Consider the following 20,463-nt stretch of genomic DNA (forward strand, 5'->3'; position numbering starts at 1 on the left):
CTTGGCTTTAGTAAAAAAATGTAACTTCACTTATCTTAAAAAATAGAACCTCCATATCTTGCGATGAACTCATGTCCAATGCAAAAGTTTCCCCTTGGCTAAGTTGTCTGCTTTACCCTCTAGGCTGTTATTGGTTAATTCCTAGTTATTTTAGTAAATTAGACATTATTGGGCGTGAAAATATTCCTCGTACTGCTCCACTGATTCTTGCTCCCACCCATCGCTCTCGTTGGGATGCCTTAATTGTTCCTTATACCGCAGGGCGTTGGAAAACAGGGCGAGACTTAAAGTATATGGTCTCTGAAAATGAAACTTGGGGATTACAAGGATGGTTTATTCGTCGTATGGGAGGATTTCCTGTTAACCCCATTCACCCTAGCTTAAGCACCATTCGCCAAAGTGTAGAAATCTTATCTCAGGGAGAAGTGTTAGTCATCTTCCCAGAAGGAAATATTTTTCGTCACCAACCGGTACAACCCTTAAAACCTGGGCTGGCTCGTATCGCATTACAAGCAGAGTCGCAACGCAAAGTAGCAGAAACGGTCAAAATTGTCCCCATGAGTATTCATTATTCTCAGGCTTATCCGCAGTGGGGAACGCAGGTAAAAGTAAAAGTGGGTTCTCCCCTTGACGTTTCAGAATATAAACAGGGTTCATCAAGAAAAAAGGCTGACCTTTTAACCAATGATCTTGAAGAAGCACTACGAGAGCTTTATGATCATGATCAGGAGTTGGTAAACCAGTGTTCTAATCATTCTTTACAGGAAAGTCATTGATAACCTGTAAGTGAGCTACTCCCGTTAAATCGAAGATTCTAACGGGAGCTTCCTACCCAATCGGTTGCTTTTCTAATCGTAGGAAAAGAGAAGTCTTACACCAAGGCGATAGGCGAACAGCCCGGCTCCCGAGCTTTATAGATAATTGGATGGAAGAGAATCAAAAATTCTTTTATATCTTGGCTTGGTTTTCGCCGAAAAAAGTTCCCCATCCGAAACTTTTTCGATTATAGCACGACTGTTCTCATTCATCTCACCGACAAATCAAAGATTCTGTCGGGAGACTTCTGAGAACGGATAGTTAAATTCAATCTCGTTGTTGTTTATTTTTGGTAAGCTAATAGGAGATAACAAATTATTAATTTCTGAATTAGGTATGCAAGGTAATCAATAATATTAAGAAAAAGTATAACCTTACTCTTGATATTATGAAAATTACAGAAGAGACACCAACCCTTTTAAAACTAGAGAATAGCCACTTGATGCTGAGTTGGAAGCGAATGCAAGGAGTTATCCTTGGATTTATTTTTTTTGGAGCAGGCTTGTCCACAATTGCATTAGCGAGTAGCAGAACCAATTTAACTTGTTATCGCAATAATGAAGAGAATTGCGAAGTTAAGTCTTCTCACTTGTTTGGTTTTTTACAAGGAACTAATGATGAGATTCCACTAAATAAACTAGAAGGAGCCACGCTTGAAAGTCGCACCAGTAGAAGAAGTCGTAGAAGTGGTGGAAGTCGTAGAAGAAGAAGAACAAGCACCACTTATCGCGTTACCTTGATTACTAATAATGATGAGATTCCTCTGACAAATTCTTATAGCTCTGGTCAATCATCCAAAGAACGAAAAGTAAATGAAATCAATCAGTTTATTAATGATTCTAGTCAAAACTCTCTACACCTAACTCAAGGTGGTAATTGGTTGGTTTCAGGCTTTGGAAGCCTTTTTATGTTAGCAGGAGGGGGAATTGGTTATGCAACGTGGAAAAGGAAGTTTCAGCTTCAGTGCCTATTTGATCGAGATTCAGGACAAATGTATTTAAAGAAACAGAATCCTTCTTCTTCGGAAACAGAATCATGGGCAATTGAGGAAATTCAGGAAGCCGAAGTGGTTAGTAAAAATAGTAGCAAAAAGAAACAATATAAAGCGCAGTTAGTCCTCAAATCGGGTGAAAGCATTAAATTAGATGTATTTGGCTCACGGAGTCACAAAGAAAAAATAACTCAATCAATTAATGAGTTTCTTGGCTAATTTGATGTTTCAACAGTGTCATAATATTGATCGGATATTGCAAATTGTTGAACTTGTCTTCAGATCTAAAACTGCAATCTGTAAATACCTATTTCTATTTTAGAAGTAGTCATTTCCTCGTGACCAAAATTTATTATGACTAATTCGACAAAAGAACTTCCTGAGTCTGTCACTGAAGCTTTATCTAATAATGGTGATGATGATCAATCGTCTCAGCCTGATCCAGTAACTTTAGATTTAGCTTTAGAGGATGTGCGTCGTGTCATTGAGCAGCAACATCAGCAAAGTCAACTCCTAACAACAAAACTTAATATTTTGTTTGCCGTCAATAGTGGGGGAATCCTCACTGCCCTTGCTATTTCTAAACTGATACTAATTCCCAGTATCTTTAGTATTGCAGAGATGATCGGGTTTATGATTACATTTGGCTTACTTCTGAGCGCATTTTTACCGCGTCAAGTTGCAGTCACTCCTAATTTAGGAAATATCGAAGTGGTAGAACGTTACCTTAACCTCTCGAAAACCAACTATCAACTGCAAATGATTGTAAATCTAGTGGAGACTTATAATGTAAATAGACAAAGATTAGATGATAAATCAAAATCATTAACCTATGCTGCTTATTCTACCTTTACGATTGTCGTGATTGTTACCTTTCACGTTTTTTCGCTGTATTATGGAACGTAATAACCTCAGTTTAATTATGAGTACCGACCCCAATCAAGACTCAAAAGAGAATCAAAAAAAAGAAATGAATCAGGAGGAAAATGAAGGAGTGAAATTGCCTGATCCTGATATGGAAAATGTTACCGTTTTAACTGATAATTTGCCTAATAATCCGATTTTACCTTGGCATCACTATGATTCTCCTTGGGAAGAAGAAGAAACTGAGTCTGAGGACGATAATCAAGAAGAATAAGCATATTCAATAAATATAATTATTATGAGTCATTATCAAGAAACCATTACTGTTAAAACTAGTGGGAAGTGCTTACATAAAATTACTTCTAAAGTAGAATCAATTGTCGCCCAATCAGGGGTAGATAGAGGAATATGCCATGTTTTTATTCGTCATACCTCGGCAAGTTTAATTATTCAAGAAAATGCTGATCCCGAGGTTTTAACGGATCTCTCTAACTTTATGAAACAATTAGTTCCAGAGGATAGCAGCCTCTATGTTCATAATGCTGAGGGGCCCGATGATATGCCAGCCCACATTCGCTCAGTTCTCACTAATACTTCGGAACAAATCCCCATTGATCGCGGACAATTACGATTAGGAACCTGGCAAGGAATTTATGTTTGGGAACATCGCGATCGCGCTCAAATGCGAGAAATTGTCATCCACATTAGCGGCGTGTAAATTACACTAGAAGCAAGGGACATCATTATTTCTAAAGACACTACTGGCAACCTCAAAAATGAAAAAAATATTTGGCTCTAACCCACCTTTCAATCGCTTCTCCCGTTACTTACTTCCCGTTGCTACTGGTTGGATGGTTTTACAAAGTGCTTTTTTTGCCTCACCAACCCTAGCTAGAGACAATGGGGAAGAGCTAAGTTATAGCCAATTCTTAGAAAAAATTGAGCGTGGAGAAGTGCGGGAAGTAGAAATTGATTCTCGCACCAACATTGCAGTTGTGGAATATGACGATGGGACTGGCAGCACAAACACCGAAGAAGTACAACTCTTTAGTGACCATAGTGACACAATTTCTCGGTTGCGCGAGCAAAATGTCCCTCTTGATATAGACACTTCTGGGGATAATGCTCAAACCGTGGGAATTATTGCCAACGGCTTTCTCATTGTCTTACTAATAGGCGGATTAGCTTTAATTATCCGTCGCTCTGCTAAAAATTCAGGACAAGCAATGAGTTTTGGCAAATCTCGCGCCCGTTATCAAGTAGAAGATCAAACAGGGGTAAGGTTTGATGATGTGGCTGGCATTGAGGAAGCTAAAGAAGAACTACAAGAAGTTGTAACCTTTCTCAAAGAAACCGAACGCTTTACCGCAGTTGGGGCGAAAATTCCTAAAGGTGTGTTACTGGTGGGGTCTCCAGGCACAGGAAAAACCCTCCTTGCTAAAGCCGTTTCAGGAGAAGCTGGCGTTCCCTTCTATAGCATTTCTGGTTCAGAATTTGTGGAAATGTTTGTAGGGGTTGGGGCTTCTCGTGTCCGTGATCTCTTCAAAAAAGCCAAAGAAAATGCTCCTTGTTTAGTTTTTATTGATGAAATTGACGCTGTCGGGCGTAAACGCGGTGCTGGCGTTGGTGGTGGCAATGATGAACGCGAACAAACCCTGAACCAGTTGTTAACCGAAATGGACGGGTTTGAAGAAAATACAGGTATTATTGTCATTGCTGCTACAAACCGCGCGGATGTCCTTGATCCTGCTTTAATGCGTCCTGGGCGATTTGATCGGCAAGTGCGTGTAGATTTACCCAGCTATATTGGACGATTAGGGATTTTAGAAGTTCATGCTCGCAATAAAAAATTAGCCCCAGAAGTCACTCTCGAATCTATTGCCCGAAAAACCCCTGGGCTATCAGGAGCCGATTTAGCCAACCTGATGAATGAGGCAGCTATTTTAACAGCGCGACGATTCAAGCCGATGATTACGCTCGTAGAAATTGATGATGCCCTAGATCGCATTACCATTGGCTTAAGTTTAAATCCCCTGTTAGATAGCAAGAAAAAACGTCTCATTGCCTACCATGAAGTGGGACACGCCCTCCTAATGACGCTCTTAGAACATTCGGATCCGCTCAATAAAGTCACGATTATTCCACGCTCAGGGGGCGTTGGTGGCTTTGCTCAACAAAGTTTTGATGAAGAGATGGTGGATAGTGGCTTATACAGTCGAGCATGGCTTATGGATCGCATTACCATTACCCTCGGTGGACGTGCTGCAGAAATGGAGATTTTTGGCGATGCAGAAGTCACTGCAGGGGCAAGTAATGACCTGAAAGTGGTCTCCAATTTAGCCCGAGAAATGGTCACTCGTTATGGCATGTCAGATTTAGGGCCATTGGCTTTAGAAAGCGGTAACGATCAAGTGTTCTTAGGCGGTGGGGATATGTATAACCGCAATGAATATTCCGAGGAAGTTGCCTCTAAAATTGATGAACAAGTCCGCGCGATCGCGCTTCGAGGGTATGAACGAGCGCGACAAATTATTCGTGAACACCGAGACTTAATGGATCATATTGTGGATATTCTCCTTTATGAAGAAACCATTGAAGGGGACGAATTTCGCAAAATTGTCTCTCAATATACCCAACTTCCTGAAAAGCAATTGGCAAAAGCTGGTTCTAAATAATCACCGTTGACAACGTAGCGATTAAGATACCATAGAAACGTAAAGAAACATAACAAACGTTAGCACTGAATAAAAGGAAAGGAAGCGCGTGTTTAGCCTATCTGGTTATGAATACTTGTTGGGATTTTTAATTATCTGTTCATTAATCCCAGTCATTGCTTTAACCGCCGCCAAACTATTACGACCCAGTGGCGGTGGGCCCGAAACTTCCACCACTTATGAATCAGGAATGGAACCCATTGGCGGTGCGTGGATTCAATTTAATATCCGCTACTATATGTTTGCCCTTGTCTTCGTCATTTTCGACGTGGAAACCGTATTTTTATACCCTTGGGCAGTAGCATTCAACCAATTAGGGTTACTTGCCTTTATTGAAGCCCTAATTTTTATTGCCATTCTGGTGGTGGCATTAGTCTATGCATGGCGCAAAGGAGCATTAGAATGGTCATGAATTCTGAATCAACAATGAACCAAGGAACATTAGAAGAACAACAAAAAGAGAAAATTCTTAATCCTGCAACTCGTACAGGAATCACTCAAGATTTATCAGAAAACGTTATTTTAACCACTGTGGATGATATTTACAACTGGTCGCGGCTATCAAGTTTGTGGCCAATGATGTATGGCACAGCTTGCTGCTTCATTGAATTTGCCGCGATGATTGGGTCAAGGTTTGACTTTGACCGCTTTGGATTATTACCCCGTAATAGCCCCCGTCAAGCAGATTTAATTATCACCTCAGGGACAATTACCATGAAAATGGCTCCAGCGTTGGTACGCCTTTATGAGGAAATGCCTGCGCCTAAATATGTCATGGCTATGGGGGCTTGTACTATTACAGGGGGAATGTTTAGTGTGGATTCTCCCACGGCTGTGCGTGGTGTGGATAAGCTGATTCCAGTAGATGCTTATATCCCCGGTTGTCCGCCTCGCCCAGAAGCCATTATGGATGCCATTGTTAAGTTACGGAAAAAAATTGCTAACGAGTCCATTCAAGAGCGTGCTGGTTCTCTTGAACAAACCCATCGCTATTACAGCATTCCCCACAATATGAAAGTGGTTTCTCCCATCCATGATGGTAAGTATTTGAGTAAAGGAACTTGGGAAGCCCCTCCAAAAGAGTTGGCTGAGGCGATGCAGCCTGAAGTTTCCACAGCGCTCAGTGAATCTCAATCTCAGAAAGAGGAGGCTTAAATGGCAGAAGAAGAAAAAGAAACTCAAAATGAGCAAGAAGCGTCACAAATTGTGGAAGCAGGGGTTGTCTCTTCTTGGCTAACGGAGAATGGTTTGCAAAATCAGCCCTTAGCACGGGATCATCAGGGAATTGAAATGATTAGTGTTGAACCTGATGCGCTACTTCCTGTGGCAACGGCTCTATATCAAAATGGCTTTAATTACCTGCAATGTCAGGGAGGCTATGATGCTGGTCCGGGAAAAGAATTGGTCAGCTTTTATCATTTAGCGAAAGTTTATGATGATGCTGACGCTACTGAGGAAGTTCGCATTAAGGTATTTTTACCCCGTGACAACCCTTCTGTGCCTTCAGTTTACTGGATTTGGAAAGCGGCAGACTGGCAAGAACGAGAAACTTACGATATGTATGGCATTGTGTTTGAAGGGCATCCTAACCTGAAACGTCTTTTAATGAACGAAGACTGGGTGGGTTGGCCCCTGCGTAAGGATTATATCTCTCCTGAATTTTACGAAATTCAACACGCCTATTAACTTGGAAAAATCTCCCGTTATTATATTGGAAGTAACGGGAGAGTTGTAATTAGTAATTTAGTAACTGATGAATAGTCCGATGCAAGAAGTGTCTGTGGAAGAGTTCGCGATCGCGCTAGAAAATTTTTCTCCAGAAGACACCCAACTGATTGATGTCAGAGAACCGCAAGAAGTAGCAACCGCGTCAATTTCAGGCTTTATTAATCTTCCCCTTAGCGAATACGAACAATGGTCTGATCAAATTCACCAGCAACTTGATGCAGAAAAAGAAACCTTTGTCATTTGTCATCACGGTGTTCGTTCTGCCCAAATGTGTTATTGGTTAAAACAACAGGGATTTAGTAACGTCAAAAATATTAGTGGCGGGATTGATGCCTACAGTTGCGCGATCGATCCCTCAGTTCCCCGTTATTAGTCTTTCCCGATCTTATTTTTGAACCTCCTTAAAACCATGCGCTTAAAAGAACGTCATCAGCACATCCTGTCAACAACGATTCGTCATTATGTTGCCACAGCCGAACCGGTGAGTTCTAAAACTCTGGTCAACGAGTACGATCTGACAGTGAGTTCTGCAACAGTTCGTAACGCCATGGGATTCTTAGAAAAAGCAGGGTTACTCTATCAACCCCACACTTCTGCCGGGCGCATTCCCTCTGACTGGGGATATCGCACCTATGTAGATCAAATCATGTCCCTAGATCAAACGATGCGCCGTAAACTGGATCATCTTTTGAGTAATGCGATTAAAGAAGAAGTGGGGAGTTTAGAGGCCCTCCTTTATGGCGTAGCGCAGTTATTAGCTACCTTAAGTGGTTATATTGCCTTAATTACTCTTCCCCAGCAAGATACCTCGACTCTGCGTCATTTACAGTTATTTCCTGTGGATAGCCAGCACATTATGCTGATTATTATCACCGACACCTATCAAACTCAGTCGGGATTAATTAATCCGCCACCGAGGATAGCGGAGAAACTGGCTTCAGGGGAAGGAGTTGAAGAAGAATTAGAATTACTCTCAAACTTTCTCAACCGAAAACTAGAAGGTCAACCCTTATCAGAATTAGCAAATTTAAATGTGGAAGATTTAGAACAGGAATGGAAGCAAGATCGGGATTTTTTAGGGCAGATTTGTCAAAAATTAACCCAGCAGTCTCAAAATCGCCCTTCTTCTCCGATTTTAGTGCGAGGAATTTCAGAAGTTTTACGACAGCCTGAATTTTCCCAACTCCAACAAGTGCAAACCCTGTTGCATTTGTTAGAAGCAGAACAAGATCAGTTATGTTCATTAATTTTTAACTTAGTTGAACCCAACGATGATCAAAAGAAAGTCAGAGTAAGAATTGGCTCAGAAAATCCCCTAGAACCCATGCAAATCTGTAGTTTAATTTCTGCTGATTATTATCAAGGAAAATTATTAGCAGGAAGTGTCGGGTTAATTGGGCCCACGAGAATGTTATATGAAAACGCGATCGCGCTAGTAGAAGTTGCTGCTGATACCCTATCTGAAGCCCTGACCAAAGTCGAAGGTGGCGAGCTTTGAGAGCATTCCCACATAGCAGATTTTTCATGGAAAGGAAGCTCGAACTAACTCTAATTCCCATCTTAAATGCGATAAGCATCCTTTTCTCTTCCGAGGGCAAAACGTAGAGAATGGGAAATATTTTTGCTCGATCGCGTCAGGAAAATCATTAGAGCCAAGGCAGCTAAAGTTACTCCTAAGATAAACAGCCCCCGATACCCTAAAATATCTGCTAGAGCACCTAATCCTGGCCCAGCGAGGGCGATTCCTAAGTCAAATCCGCCAATGGAAAGGGCATAAATCCGTCCTCTTTCTTCAGTAGTCGAGCGATCCGACATTAACGCAATCATCATGGGAATCAGTGTACCACCGCCAGCTCCCTGCGCGATCGCTGCCATCACAAACTCTATTGGCGCATTTGCTGTTGCTAACAGAGACATAGCAACCGTATAGAGGGTAAGACTCATGGTAATAAAAACCCCCCGACCATAGTAATCAGAGGCTCTCCCTACAAAAATCCGCATCGCAAAACTAGCAACAGCAGAAGTTGTGTAATATAACCCCGGATTAAAATCAATTCCTAATTCTCGGACATAAAGAGGGAGAAATGTTGTCAGCGTGCCAAACACTAAGCCGACAATAAATAAAACCATTGCTGGAGTGCGAATGCGTGGGCTAACCAACATTTGCCAAAACCCTTCTTGTGAAGCTGGTTTTCCGTCCTTCTCATTTTGATAATCTTGCCTAGCTTCCGTTATTTGAGAACCAAATAGTAACCCTAAATAACCCGCAGCCGCTGACACAGTAAACAAGACTTCATACCCCACGCCTTCTTGCAGATATCCCCCCAAAGCTGGTCCCAAAGCTAACCCAATGGGAACAACCAAACTCATATAACCAATCAATTCACCGCGCTTTTCAGGAGGAGATAAATCCACCACCAACGTGCTATAACCAGTGGTAAAAGCTGCAATACTAATGCCATGAAACGCCCGAATTGCAATTAATAAGGGAATCGAATCCACCAATAGATAGCCCAAGGGGGCTGTTCCCACAACAAACGTGCCAATGAGAATTACCACTTTCCGACTGCGTTGATCCGAAATTTTCCCCAACTGAGCCCGAAATAAGAGTAACCCAATGGCAAAACTGCCCATCACTAAACCAATTTGATGGTTAGTGCCGCCAATATCTGCAATGTAAGCGGGTAAAGTAGGCAATAAACTGGTTAAACTAACCCAAAACAATAAACCAGAGAGCCCTAAAACGATTAAATTCTTTTTCTGACTGGGAGTAAGAGCTTTTAGCAAATTCACGCAGTTTTCTTCCTTAGGTGGGTTTTTATCGCCTAGTTTACTATTCTTAACATTTACTGTAATCTGCTATTGGGGAGACATTCATATCTACTTAAAAGCAATGACCTTAGAAGCCCTCACCATTCCTAGTGAAAGCGAAACACCCAAATATTTATTAGTTGCCCTACACGGTTGGGGAGCTAATGCCCAAAATTTAGCCACCTTTGCACCGTTTTTTAACTGGCAAGAAACCCAGATGATCTTCCCCAATGCCCCCTTTACTCATCCCACAGCCCCAGACGGAAAAATGTGGTATGACTTGCAAAAACGAGATGAGGAGGGATTAAACCAGAGTCGTCAGGCTCTGAAAAGTTGGTTAGCATCCCTAGAAAAGGAAACAGGCGTTCCCCCACAACGTACCTTTCTCATTGGTTTTTCTCAAGGCGGTGCCATGACCCTTGATATCGGGTTTAGCTTTCCTTTTGCTGGTTTATGTGCCCTCTCTGGCTATCTTCATAGTGAACCCCAAGGGAGTCCTACCGCGCCACCCACCTTAATGATTCATGGCACACAAGACCCCGTAGTCCCTGTAACTGCAGCCCAAAAAGCAAGAGATACCCTTCAACAGCAAGGAGTTAATGTGACTTATCAAGAGTTTCCCATGCAGCATGAGATTAATCCCGAAGCCTTGGAAACATTAAAGCAGTTTGTGAACAACCTTTGTCAATAAAGAACTGAATGGTGGCAAGTGCTAGTACACTTAAAGATAAACCTAAATAAATAGTTAGGAATTTAAGTGCTATGTCCAACAGCGAAGCTCTTTCTTTTCCCTCCCTCGTTCAATTTTCCACAGCCACAGAAACTGAGTCTCGTCCTTGGGGGGCATTTACCACCTTAGAAGAAGGTAATGGGTATAAAATTAAACGCATTGAAGTTAAACCAGGACATCGCCTGAGTTTACAAATGCATCATCATCGCAGTGAACATTGGATCGTAGTTTCAGGAACTGCGAAAGTCATCTGTGGTGATAAAGAAGAAATCATTACCTCTAATCAATCCACCTATGTTCCGCAATGTACTCCCCATCGACTAGAAAACCCCGGAGTAATTAACTTAATTTTAATTGAAGTACAAAATGGAGAGTATTTGGGGGAAGATGATATCATTCGTTTCCAGGATGATTATTCTCGCCATCAAAGTTGATGATTAAAATTAGTGAGGCAGCCCAAAACGAAATTAGGCGCATGCAAAAAAGCCAAGAACAAGAAAATAGTTACCTGCGTCTTGATGTAAAAGAGGGGGGTTGCTCAGGGTTGTATTATACTTTTAGTTGGGAGAAGGAAAGTCAAGGTAGCGATCGCGTTTATCCACAAAATGACTTCTCGGTCGTCATTGACGAAAAGAGTCTTCCTTATCTGAATCAGCTTACCCTAGACTTTACTGAAGACTTGATGGGAGGGGGATTCCGCTTCCAAAATCCTCAAGCTACTCAATCGTGTAGTTGTGGAATTTCTTTTACCTTAGACTAGTATTCCTTTTACTCAAGTTGTAACAGAGTAACCTTGACAAGCCTGCGAAAATAGGGGTAGAATGGGGTGCTGTTGACTCAATTATTAAACAGTAATAATTACTCGTAAAAAGGAATTGTCCAAGGCTAACTCATGCCAACAATCCAACAACTAATCCGAAAAGAACGCTCAAAACTCACTCAACCGACAAAGTCCCCAGCATTAAAAGGATGTCCACAACGGAGAGGGGTTTGTACTCGAGTTTATACCGCAACGCCGAAAAAACCTAATTCTGCCTTAAGGAAAGTAGCTCGGGTGCGTCTTACCTCTGGCTATGAAGTGACCGCCTATATTCCGGGGATTGGTCATAACTTACAAGAACACTCTGTAGTTTTAATTAGAGGAGGAAGGGTAAAAGACTTACCCGGAGTTCGCTACCACATTGTTCGTGGTACCCTTGACACTACAGGAGTGAAAGATCGCCGTCAAGGACGATCCAAATATGGAACAAAACGCCCAAAATAAGCTTAATTAGGAAACTCGCTTATGTCTCGTAGGAGTAACGTCAAAAAAGGTCCAGTTCCTCCCGATCCAAAGTATAATAGTCGCTTAGTCAGTATGATGATTCGGCGATTAATGCTGGATGGGAAAAAATCCCTTGCATCAAAAATCTTATACGATGCTTTTGAAATCGTAGAAGAAAAAACCAATGCTGACCCGCTAGAAACCTTTGAACAAGCAGTACGTAATGTCACTCCTTTGGTACAAGTTAAAGCCAGACGAGTGGGAGGGGCCACCTATCAAGTGCCCATGGAAGTGCGTCCAGAGAGAGGAACCAGTTTAGCCCTACGCTGGCTCGCGCAATATAGCCGTAGCCGTTCTGGGAAAACCATGGCGACACGATTTGCTAATGAAATTATGGATGCTGCCAATGAAACGGGGAGTACGGTTCGGAAACGGGAAGAAACCCACAAAATGGCAGAAGCAAACAAAGCCTTTGCTCACTACCGTTATTAGCGTGATGCTGGCGCGGTGAAAATGTAAAAAAAGTTATAAAATTGTAAACAGCGCAAAAATGTATATAAAAACCAGCACTGCTCAAAGAAGGAGGTCACCATGGCGCGTAGTATCCCCCTAGAACGAGTCCGCAATATCGGGATCGCAGCCCACATTGATGCTGGGAAAACGACGACAACCGAACGCATCCTCTATTATTCAGGGGTTGCCCATAAGTTGGGGGAAGTTCATGATGGTAATGCCGTAATGGACTGGATGTCTCAAGAAAGAGAACGGGGCATCACCATTACTGCGGCTGCTATCAGCACCAGTTGGCTAGATAACAAAATTAATATTATTGATACCCCTGGTCACGTGGATTTCACCATTGAAGTGGAACGCTCCATGCGGGTACTAGACGGTGTGATCACCGTATTATGTTCTGTGGGAGGAGTTCAACCGCAAACAGAAACGGTGTGGCGACAAGCAGAACGTTATAGCGTTCCTAGAATTGTCTTTGTCAATAAAATGGATCGCACCGGTGCTAATTACTATAAAGTGTATGAACAACTGCGCGATCGCCTACGTTGTAATGCGGTTCCGATTCAACTCCCTATTGGGGCAGAAAGTGAATTTCAGGGACTTGTTGACTTAGTGGGGATGAAAGCCTACATTTACAACAACGACTTGGGAACTGATATTGAAATTACTGAAATTCCTGAGGAGATGCAGGAAATTGCTCAGGAGTATCGGGCGAAGTTAGTAGAAGCAGTTGCAGAAACTGATGAAGAACTTTTAGAAAAATACCTCGCTGAGGACAATTTAGAGGAAGATGAGCTTCGGCAAGGGCTACGTCAAGCCACTTTGAAGCGCGAAGTTGTTCCCATGCTCTGCGGTTCTTCCTTTAAAAATAAAGGAGTACAACTCCTACTGAATGCGGTGGTTGATTATCTACCCGCACCAACAGAAGTTCCTCCCATTGAAGGGGTATTACCCGATGGCACTGAAGCTACTCGTCCCTCTAGTGACGATGAGCCTTTAGCGGCTTTAGCGTTTAAGGTGGCAGCGGATCCCTATGGACGATTGACCTTTATTCGGGTTTATTCTGGAGTGGTGCAAAAAGGAAGCTATATCTATAACGCCACTAAGGATAAAAAAGAACGGCTCTCTCGTTTAATTGTCATGAAATCCAACGAACGGATTGAAGTGGATGAATTGCGAGCAGGAGAGCTGGGCGCGATCGTGGGCTTGAAAAATACCACTACGGGGGATACCCTCTGTGATGAAAATAACCCAATTATCCTAGAGTCAATTTACATCCCAGAGCCAGTTATTTCCGTGGCAGTTGAGCCAAAAACCAAAGCCGATATGGATAAGTTATCCAAGGCTCTACAGGCGTTAGCTGATGAAGACCCCACTTTCCGAGTGACCACCGATCCAGAAACCAATCAAACGGTAATTGCAGGAATGGGTGAACTCCACTTAGAAATTCTAGTGGATCGGATGCTTCGTGAATTTAAGGTGGAAGCTAACATTGGTCAGCCTCAAGTGGCTTATCGTGAAACTATCCGTCAGCCGAGTAATGCAGAAGGGAAATTTATTCGCCAAAGTGGCGGTAAAGGACAATATGGTCATGTGGTTCTAGAAGTAGAACCTGGAGAAGCTGGTAGTGGGTTTGAGTTTACGTCTAAAATCGTTGGCGGGGTAATCCCCAAAGAATATATCCCCTCTGTAGAAGAAGGGATCAAAGAAACCTGTGAATCTGGTATATTAGCAGGTTATCCCATGATTGATCTCAAAGTGAGATTAGTTGATGGTTCTTATCATGACGTAGATTCCTCCGAAATGGCTTTCAAAATTGCTGGCTCGATGGGAATTCGGGAAGCAGTTCAAAAAGCTAGCCCAGTTCTCTTAGAGCCAATGATGAAAGTAGAAGTAGAGGTCCCTGAAGACTTTATGGGCGATGTTATGGGCGACCTTAACTCTCGTCGGGGTCAAATCGGTAACATGAATACCGAGGATGGAATTGCCAAAATTTCGGCAGAAGTTCCTCTGGCTGAGATGTTTGGGTATGCCACTGATATTCGCTCCAAAACTCAGGGTCGAGGAATCTTTACTATGGAGTTCAGCCACTACGCTGAAGTCCCTAATCATGTTGCTGAAGCCGTAATGGCAAAAACGCAAGGGAACGGATAATTTAGAAGACATAAGGAATAGTTAACTCATGGCACGCGAAAAATTTGAACGTACAAAAGAACACGCCAATATCGGGACAGTCGGTCACGTTGACCACGGTAAAACCACATTAACCGCAGCTTTAACCATGACCCTATCTTCTTCGGGTCGTGCAAAGGCTCGTCAATATGAAGATATTGATGCAGCGCCAGAAGAAAAAGCACGGGGAATTACCATTAACACCGCTCACGTGGAATATGAAACCGATAAGCGTCACTATGCCCACGTAGATTGCCCCGGACACGCTGACTATGTGAAAAACATGATTACTGGGGCAGCCCAAATGGATGGTGCGGTACTCGTAGTATCTGCAGCTGATGGCCCCATGCCTCAAACTCGTGAGCATATTCTGTTAGCACGTCAGGTAGGTATCTCTAACTTAGTGGTTTTCTTAAATAAAGTTGACCAAGTTGATGATGAAGAGCTTTTAGAATTAGTGGAATTAGAAGTTCGGGAGTTGCTCAATGAGTATGACTTCCCCGGAGATGAGATTCCCATTATTTCTGGCTCGGCATTAATGGCAGTAGAAGAATTAACCAAGAACCCCCAAATTGGTAAAGGGGAAAATGAGTGGGTTGATAAAGTCTATGAATTAATGGATGCAGTGGATGATTATATTCCCACTCCTGAACGTGATGTTGATAAGCCGTTCTTAATGGCAGTAGAAGACGTATTCTCCATTACTGGTCGGGGAACGGTTGCTACTGGTCGCATTGAGCGTGGTAAAGTCAAAACTGGCGAAGAAGTGGAAATTGTTGGCATCCAAGATACCCGTAAAACCACGGTTACTGGCGTAGAAATGTTCCAGAAAACTCTTGATGAAGGGTTAGCTGGAGATAACGTTGGTGTTTTACTCCGTGGGGTTCAAAAAGATGATATTGAGCGGGGAATGGTTTTAGCCAAGCCTGGCTCGATTACCCCTCATACCCAGTTTGAAGCTGAGGTTTATGTATTGAAGAAAGAAGAAGGCGGTCGTCATACTCCTTTCTTTACGAACTATCGTCCTCAGTTCTTTGTTCGGACAACTGATGTCACGGGAACCATTGTTGGGTTTACTGCTGATGATGGCAGTGCTGCAGAAATGGTAATGCCCGGCGATCGCGTCAAAATGACCGTTGAACTCATTAGCCCCGTTGCTATTGAACAAGGAATGCGCTTTGCGATTCGTGAAGGTGGCCGCACCATTGGGGCTGGCGTTGTGTCCAAAATTGTGAAATAGCTCACTTCTTTCGCCCATTGAGAGCAGCAGGGATAGTCTCTGTTGCTCTTTAATGTGTCACTAATCATTAATATTTCTGAACTCTGAACCTAGAAAACTGAATTAATCTCAAATTATGGCAACTCTCCAGCAACAAAAAATTCGTATCCGTTTGAAAGGATTTGACCGTCGTTTACTTGATACTTCCTGCGATAAAATTGTTGATACGGCAAAGCGTACTGATGCGAATGCAGTGGGACCGATTCCGTTACCCACCAAGCGCAAGGTATATTGTGTACTACGTTCTCCCCACGTAAACAAGGACTCTCGGGAGCATTTTGAAACCCGAACTCATCGACGAATTATTGATATTTATCAGCCCTCTTCTAAAACGATTGATGCATTGATGAAACTTGATTTACCGGCAGGGGTTGATATTGAAGTGAAGCTTTAGTTACACTGCATTTTTCTTTGGTTGAGGTAAGGCTGTTTCATTGTTTTCAAATGAGTAGCAGCCAAAGCCTCTGTCCCAGGTATAGTAATTTGATGCAAGTTAATTCGGAGGTTCAACCCCCGTAACTTTTTTTCAGCAAGCCCTATTTAAATAAAAATTTCAAGAACTTAAACTTATCTGCATAAGGGGGATAGCGTAATTTAATATCTAGCCAAAACTTACGATTAGTAACACTTTTATAATGGGTAAAGGTATCAAAACTAGCTTTTCCGTGATAAGCCCCCATTCCGCTTTCACCTACGCCGCCAAAGGGCAATTCTGGGGAACCAAGGTGAATAATGGTATCATTAAGGGTTACGCCGCCGGCTGAGGTTTGTTGTAAGACTTGCTTTTGCTTGCTTTTACTTTTAGAAAAGAGGTAAAGCGCGAGAGGTTTTGGACGATCATTAATCTGCGCGATTGGACTCCGTCCATGCTTCGCAAACGCGCTTTCTAAATCATCATACTCAATAATGGGCAGAATGGGGCCAAAAATTTCTTCTTCCATTACCGCATCATTCCAACTCACCTCATCGATAAGGGTAGGTGCAATATAACGACTTTCTGCATCGGTTTCTCCGCCGACAATAATGTTTCCTTCTTTTAGAAATTCAGTGAGGCGATTAAAATGTCTATCACTGACAATTCTGGCATAATCTGGACTTTCTGCTGGATTTTCCCCAAAAAACTCTTTTAAGCTGTCTTTCATCGCGGTAACTAATTGATCTTTAATTTCCCGATGAACCAATAAATAATCTGGCGCAACACAAGTTTGTCCAGCATTTAAGCATTTCCCCCAAATTATCCGTCTGGCACTATGTTTAATGTGAATATCAGGTTCAACAATACAGGGGCTTTTACCGCCTAATTCTAGAGTAACAGGGGTTAAATTTTCCGCCGCCGCTTTCATAACAATTTTGCCAACTCTCGCGCCACCTGTGTAAAAAATATGATCAAATTTCTGTTTTAATAACTCCTCAGCAACGGTTTTATCCCCTTCCACGACAGTAATATAATTGGGGTCAAAGGTTTTTCCAATGACATCTGCAATTACTTTCGAGACATTGGGGGTAATTTCGGAGGGTTTAATAATGGCACAATTTCCTGCCGCGATCGCGCCTAATAACGGTAAAATACTTAATTGAAAGGGATAATTCCAAGGGCCAATAATTAGAGCTTGCCCTAATGGTTCAGGAACAATCAATGAATTGGCAGGAAAGAAGTTTAACGGCGTTTTCACTGGCTTATATTTTGCCCAACGATCTAAATGCTTGAGAATATAGTTAGTTTCTTCCTCACAATTAGCCACTTCAGTTAGAATGGCTTCAAATTTTGGCTTACCTAAATCCTTAAAAAGAGCATCTGTAATTGCTTCTTGATGATTTTTAATTTCCTTTTTTAATTTCTCTAACTGCTCTTTCCGAAACGCAATATCTTTAGTTTTTCCTGTCGCAAAAAACTCCTTCTGTGACTTAACAAGATTTGGTATTTCTGTTGTTTTTAACATAATTTGTTATTTGTTATTTGTTATTCGTACTTTGTAACCCAATAACCAATGACTAATGACCAATGACCAATGACTAATGACTAATGACCAATGACCAATAACCAATGACCAATGACTAATGACTAATGACCAATGACCAATGACTAATGACTAATGACTATCCTTTTTAAGTGGAATTTTAACAGTAAAAACACTACCTTTTCCTTCCTCTGACTCTAAATTAATAGTCCCATTATGACTTTCTAAGATGCGTTGAGATAAATGTAACCCTAAGCCACTTCCTGAGTTACGATGCTTCCCTTTCCGAAATCGTTCAAAAAGGTTTTTTTGTTCTTCAGGAGAAACCCCTGGCCCTGTATCCTGAACTGAAAGCACTAACTGGGGGGGTTCTGTTTCCGTTACTTGTTGAATATCTACTTTGACACTTCCTTCATCAGTAAATTTAATGGCATTTCCCACTAAATTAGTAAGCACTCGTCTTAACTCTAATCGATCCCCTTCTACCGTTACTAATTGCTCATCATTCAGGTTTTCTTCGAGGGTTAAACTTAGCCCTTTTTCTTCCGCTAAAGGCTTAAGTTCGTCGATGACTTCATTAATAAGTTCAGTAATATTAACTGGGGTAAAATTCAATACTTTTCGTCCAGCTTCAAACCGATAAACCTCTAGTAACGTATTTACCATATCAAGTAAATTACGATTACTGCGTGTCATTGTCGCCACTGCTTCCGCCATTGGTTCTGACATTTCTCCTAACGCCCCTTGCTGAAACAAATTCAACATCCGATCTGCTGCCACAAGAGGAGTCCGCAAATCATGGGTAAGACGGGAAACAAAATCCGCCCGTTGACGCGCAATTTCATCTCTTTCATCCACACTATGCTTGAGACGCAGTAAAGATCGTACTCGCGCTAACAATTCTTCTAACTCTACAGGCTTACGGATAAAGTCATCAGCGCCACTATCTAGCCCTTTAGCAACACTGGGTTGATCATAAGCGGTAATAAGAAGAATGGGAATAAACGGTAAATCTTCTTGCTGACGAATGCGCTCGGTTACTTCAAACCCATCCATGCCTGGCATCATAACATCGAGGAGAATGAGTTGGGGAGGATTAGCATTGACTTTATCGATCGCGCTTTGACCTTCTTCGGCGACATCAATATCATATCCTTCGTCTTCTAAGATACTTTTGACTAGTAAAACATTATCTGGGGCATCATCAACTACAAGAATCGTGTCTGATTTTCTGTTGCTTGTATCTGGGGAATTACTCATTAAAATATAAAGTTATTTTACTAACGCTGAATTTTTATTAATATATTTACGCTTCCATGCTATTATTTCCTCATTGCAAACGTTTTAGCCTCATCCTCTCGAAAGATTCCCAGCCAGAACTTTAAGCTGAATTAAACTTCAACTTAAACTAGCTAACACTGCCTTTGGAGATAATTTATCCTTAAACCACACTAGCTTTGCGGGAACATTTTGAAAATTGACCCCCGCTTTATCTAGGTTGAGGCGTTCTGAAATCGCCAGAATTAAGTTATCTACCTGTGCTTTACGAACCTGATGGAATTTTTTACGAAGATACTCAGGTCGCCAATAACCAACAATTTCTAAAAGAAACTCTTCCCCATTGGGATGAACTAAGCGAAAATCTGGAATCATTACACTACCAGGAATCGGAATGAGATCAACTTCTCGTTCAAGTCTCCACTGAGTTTTCTCTTTCTCCCATCGCTTGGCAAAAGAAGCCTCTAGCATACTATCATAAGCCTTATCTGGGGGGTAATGACTAACTAGCCCACAATTACTATCAAGGCTAAATCGTCCCTTTTTAAGGGTTTTGCTATAGGGATCACGGTTTTCTAAAACAACTTTTAGTTCCCAACGACTAACGTGCAGTAAAGCAGGGAGTAGTTTAGCAAGAGCTAACCCATAACGGGTACTGGACTTAAAGACACTTGCCGGCCCATCAATAGTAATGGTAAAGCCGTGATCAGCATCTCCTTCAATGTAAGCCATGAGTTGAAAGAGCTTGAGGTAGCGAAATAAAAGTTTATACTGTCCAGGAACATTACGGTGGGCATTAATTTCAATATAAGTAGCCCGATAAAGGATTCCCTGTACTTGCGAGAGATTATAGCGGTGAAGAAGTGTCTCGGCAGCAGGGGCTTCAAATTGAGTTAAAATGCGGTTCTCTTGTAAATCAGCATATAATCCTTGCTGAATTTCCGAGACAACAACAGTACGGTTTAATTCTGTGCTCAGTTCTTCTGCAACTAGTTCTAAGGTTAACTGGCGGTTATGAGGAGTAGGAGTGGAATGAGCTGCTTTTGTAAATACTCTTTGTCGCAATTCTTGTGGTTCTAAGGGGCTAACAATTTCAAAGGTAGAGAAATGATTTTTTAAAAGGTGGGCGAGTCCGCGTTGAATACGATAATCAGTATTATCTCCTTCCTGTTCCGATAAGGCGCGGTCTAAGTCCTTTTGTGGTTTGCCTACGGACTTTTCAAAGCAAGAGATGAGTTCTTGGGCTAACTCAATTGCCCCATTATTTTCTTCGATTAACAACTGTTTAGGGACGATAGTTTCCCCATTTTGACGATAAATCAAATGCTCACTTTTTAGCATTCAG

The 20,463-nt window shown here is 42.0% G+C and carries 23 protein-coding genes; 19 read left to right on the forward strand and 4 right to left on the reverse strand.

Going from position 1 to position 20,463, the window contains the following annotated elements; translation table 11 throughout:
* The first annotated feature begins 71 nt into the window (after positions 1 to 71).
* From FRE64_RS11560 to hrcA, 11 genes are all read left to right on the forward strand, one after another.
* Positions 72 to 776, forward strand: a complete 705-nt coding sequence (locus tag FRE64_RS11560; protein ID WP_146296373.1) for a lysophospholipid acyltransferase family protein — start codon at positions 72 to 74, stop codon at positions 774 to 776.
* 428 nt (positions 777 to 1,204) lie between these two features.
* Positions 1,205 to 2,026: a hypothetical protein gene (locus FRE64_RS11565; protein WP_146296375.1), complete on the forward strand. Its 822-nt coding sequence runs from the start codon at positions 1,205 to 1,207 to the stop codon at positions 2,024 to 2,026.
* A 135-nt stretch (positions 2,027 to 2,161) separates the two neighbouring features.
* Positions 2,162 to 2,713: a hypothetical protein gene (locus FRE64_RS11570; RefSeq protein WP_146296377.1), complete on the forward strand. Its 552-nt coding sequence runs from the start codon at positions 2,162 to 2,164 to the stop codon at positions 2,711 to 2,713.
* Positions 2,703 to 2,945, forward strand: coding sequence for a hypothetical protein (locus FRE64_RS11575; RefSeq protein WP_146296379.1), 243 nt, complete (start codon positions 2,703 to 2,705; stop codon positions 2,943 to 2,945). Before FRE64_RS11570 ends, FRE64_RS11575 begins: the two co-directional genes overlap by 11 nt.
* 24 nt (positions 2,946 to 2,969) lie before the next feature.
* Positions 2,970 to 3,389, forward strand: a complete 420-nt coding sequence (locus FRE64_RS11580; protein ID WP_146296381.1) for a secondary thiamine-phosphate synthase enzyme YjbQ — start codon at positions 2,970 to 2,972, stop codon at positions 3,387 to 3,389.
* A 133-nt stretch (positions 3,390 to 3,522) separates the two neighbouring features.
* Positions 3,523 to 5,346 (forward strand): ATP-dependent zinc metalloprotease FtsH, encoded by a 1,824-nt coding sequence (gene ftsH, locus FRE64_RS11585; protein ID WP_246140434.1) that lies wholly within the window; start codon positions 3,523 to 3,525, stop codon positions 5,344 to 5,346.
* Positions 5,347 to 5,434: 88 nt separating this feature from the next.
* A complete protein-coding gene (gene ndhC / locus FRE64_RS11590; protein ID WP_146296385.1) occupies positions 5,435 to 5,797 on the forward strand; it encodes a photosynthetic/respiratory NAD(P)H-quinone oxidoreductase subunit C in 363 nt (120 codons plus the stop codon).
* Positions 5,794 to 6,540 (forward strand): NADH-quinone oxidoreductase subunit NuoB, encoded by a 747-nt coding sequence (gene nuoB, locus FRE64_RS11595; protein ID WP_186709058.1) that lies wholly within the window; start codon positions 5,794 to 5,796, stop codon positions 6,538 to 6,540. Before ndhC ends, nuoB begins: the two co-directional genes overlap by 4 nt.
* Positions 6,541 to 7,071, forward strand: coding sequence for an NAD(P)H-quinone oxidoreductase subunit J (locus FRE64_RS11600; RefSeq protein WP_146296389.1), 531 nt, complete (start codon positions 6,541 to 6,543; stop codon positions 7,069 to 7,071). It abuts the gene before it with no gap.
* Positions 7,072 to 7,138: 67 nt separating this feature from the next.
* The gene (locus FRE64_RS11605; RefSeq protein ID WP_222597815.1) at positions 7,139 to 7,486 is read left to right on the forward strand and encodes a rhodanese-like domain-containing protein; all 348 of its coding nucleotides are present in this window, start codon (positions 7,139 to 7,141) and stop codon (positions 7,484 to 7,486) included.
* A 36-nt stretch (positions 7,487 to 7,522) separates the two neighbouring features.
* Positions 7,523 to 8,611, forward strand: coding sequence for a heat-inducible transcriptional repressor HrcA (gene hrcA / locus FRE64_RS11610; RefSeq protein WP_146296391.1), 1,089 nt, complete (start codon positions 7,523 to 7,525; stop codon positions 8,609 to 8,611).
* Positions 8,612 to 8,673: 62 nt separating this feature from the next.
* Here the strand turns inward: hrcA and FRE64_RS11615 are convergent, their stop codons facing one another.
* The gene (locus FRE64_RS11615) at positions 8,674 to 9,906 is read right to left on the reverse strand and encodes an MFS transporter (protein ID WP_146296392.1); all 1,233 of its coding nucleotides are present in this window, start codon (positions 9,904 to 9,906) and stop codon (positions 8,674 to 8,676) included.
* 100 nt (positions 9,907 to 10,006) lie between these two features.
* Here FRE64_RS11615 and FRE64_RS11620 point away from each other — a divergent pair, with 100 nt between their 5' ends.
* The 8 genes from FRE64_RS11620 (at position 10,007) to rpsJ (ending at position 16,276) form a co-directional block, all read left to right on the forward strand.
* The gene (locus FRE64_RS11620; RefSeq protein WP_146296393.1) at positions 10,007 to 10,615 is read left to right on the forward strand and encodes an alpha/beta hydrolase; all 609 of its coding nucleotides are present in this window, start codon (positions 10,007 to 10,009) and stop codon (positions 10,613 to 10,615) included.
* Between the two features lie 71 nt (positions 10,616 to 10,686).
* Positions 10,687 to 11,088 carry a phosphomannose isomerase type II C-terminal cupin domain gene (locus tag FRE64_RS11625; protein ID WP_146296394.1) on the forward strand — a complete coding sequence of 134 codons (402 nt, stop codon included), beginning with the start codon at positions 10,687 to 10,689 and terminating at the stop codon, positions 11,086 to 11,088.
* Positions 11,088 to 11,414, forward strand: coding sequence for a HesB/IscA family protein (locus FRE64_RS11630; protein WP_146296395.1), 327 nt, complete (start codon positions 11,088 to 11,090; stop codon positions 11,412 to 11,414). The genes FRE64_RS11625 and FRE64_RS11630 overlap by 1 nt, the downstream gene beginning before the upstream one ends.
* Before the next feature lie 132 nt (positions 11,415 to 11,546).
* The gene (gene rpsL, locus FRE64_RS11635) at positions 11,547 to 11,918 is read left to right on the forward strand and encodes a 30S ribosomal protein S12 (protein WP_146296396.1); all 372 of its coding nucleotides are present in this window, start codon (positions 11,547 to 11,549) and stop codon (positions 11,916 to 11,918) included.
* 21 nt (positions 11,919 to 11,939) lie between these two features.
* Positions 11,940 to 12,410 carry a 30S ribosomal protein S7 gene (gene rpsG / locus FRE64_RS11640; protein WP_146296397.1) on the forward strand — a complete coding sequence of 157 codons (471 nt, stop codon included), beginning with the start codon at positions 11,940 to 11,942 and terminating at the stop codon, positions 12,408 to 12,410.
* A 99-nt stretch (positions 12,411 to 12,509) separates the two neighbouring features.
* Positions 12,510 to 14,585, forward strand: coding sequence for an elongation factor G (gene fusA, locus FRE64_RS11645; RefSeq protein WP_146296398.1), 2,076 nt, complete (start codon positions 12,510 to 12,512; stop codon positions 14,583 to 14,585).
* Positions 14,586 to 14,613: 28 nt separating this feature from the next.
* Positions 14,614 to 15,843 carry an elongation factor Tu gene (tuf, locus tag FRE64_RS11650; protein WP_146296399.1) on the forward strand — a complete coding sequence of 410 codons (1,230 nt, stop codon included), beginning with the start codon at positions 14,614 to 14,616 and terminating at the stop codon, positions 15,841 to 15,843.
* 115 nt (positions 15,844 to 15,958) lie between these two features.
* Complete coding sequence (gene rpsJ, locus FRE64_RS11655; protein WP_146296400.1) at positions 15,959 to 16,276, forward strand: 30S ribosomal protein S10; 318 nt, start codon at positions 15,959 to 15,961, stop codon at positions 16,274 to 16,276.
* Positions 16,277 to 16,418: 142 nt separating this feature from the next.
* Here rpsJ and FRE64_RS11660 read toward each other — a convergent pair whose 3' ends face one another.
* The 3 genes from FRE64_RS11660 to FRE64_RS11670 form a co-directional block, all read right to left on the reverse strand.
* A complete protein-coding gene (locus FRE64_RS11660; protein WP_146296401.1) occupies positions 16,419 to 17,822 on the reverse strand; it encodes an aldehyde dehydrogenase in 1,404 nt (467 codons plus the stop codon).
* Positions 17,823 to 17,972: 150 nt separating this feature from the next.
* Complete coding sequence (locus FRE64_RS11665) at positions 17,973 to 19,100, reverse strand: ATP-binding response regulator (RefSeq protein ID WP_146296402.1); 1,128 nt, start codon at positions 19,098 to 19,100, stop codon at positions 17,973 to 17,975.
* A gap of 138 nt (positions 19,101 to 19,238) precedes the next feature.
* Positions 19,239 to 20,459 carry a DUF790 family protein gene (locus FRE64_RS11670; RefSeq protein ID WP_146296403.1) on the reverse strand — a complete coding sequence of 407 codons (1,221 nt, stop codon included), beginning with the start codon at positions 20,457 to 20,459 and terminating at the stop codon, positions 19,239 to 19,241.
* Positions 20,460 to 20,463: the final 4 nt, after the last annotated feature.

Source organism: Euhalothece natronophila Z-M001, assembly GCF_007904085.1.
GTDB classification, from domain to species: domain Bacteria; phylum Cyanobacteriota; class Cyanobacteriia; order Cyanobacteriales; family Rubidibacteraceae; genus Halothece; species Halothece natronophila.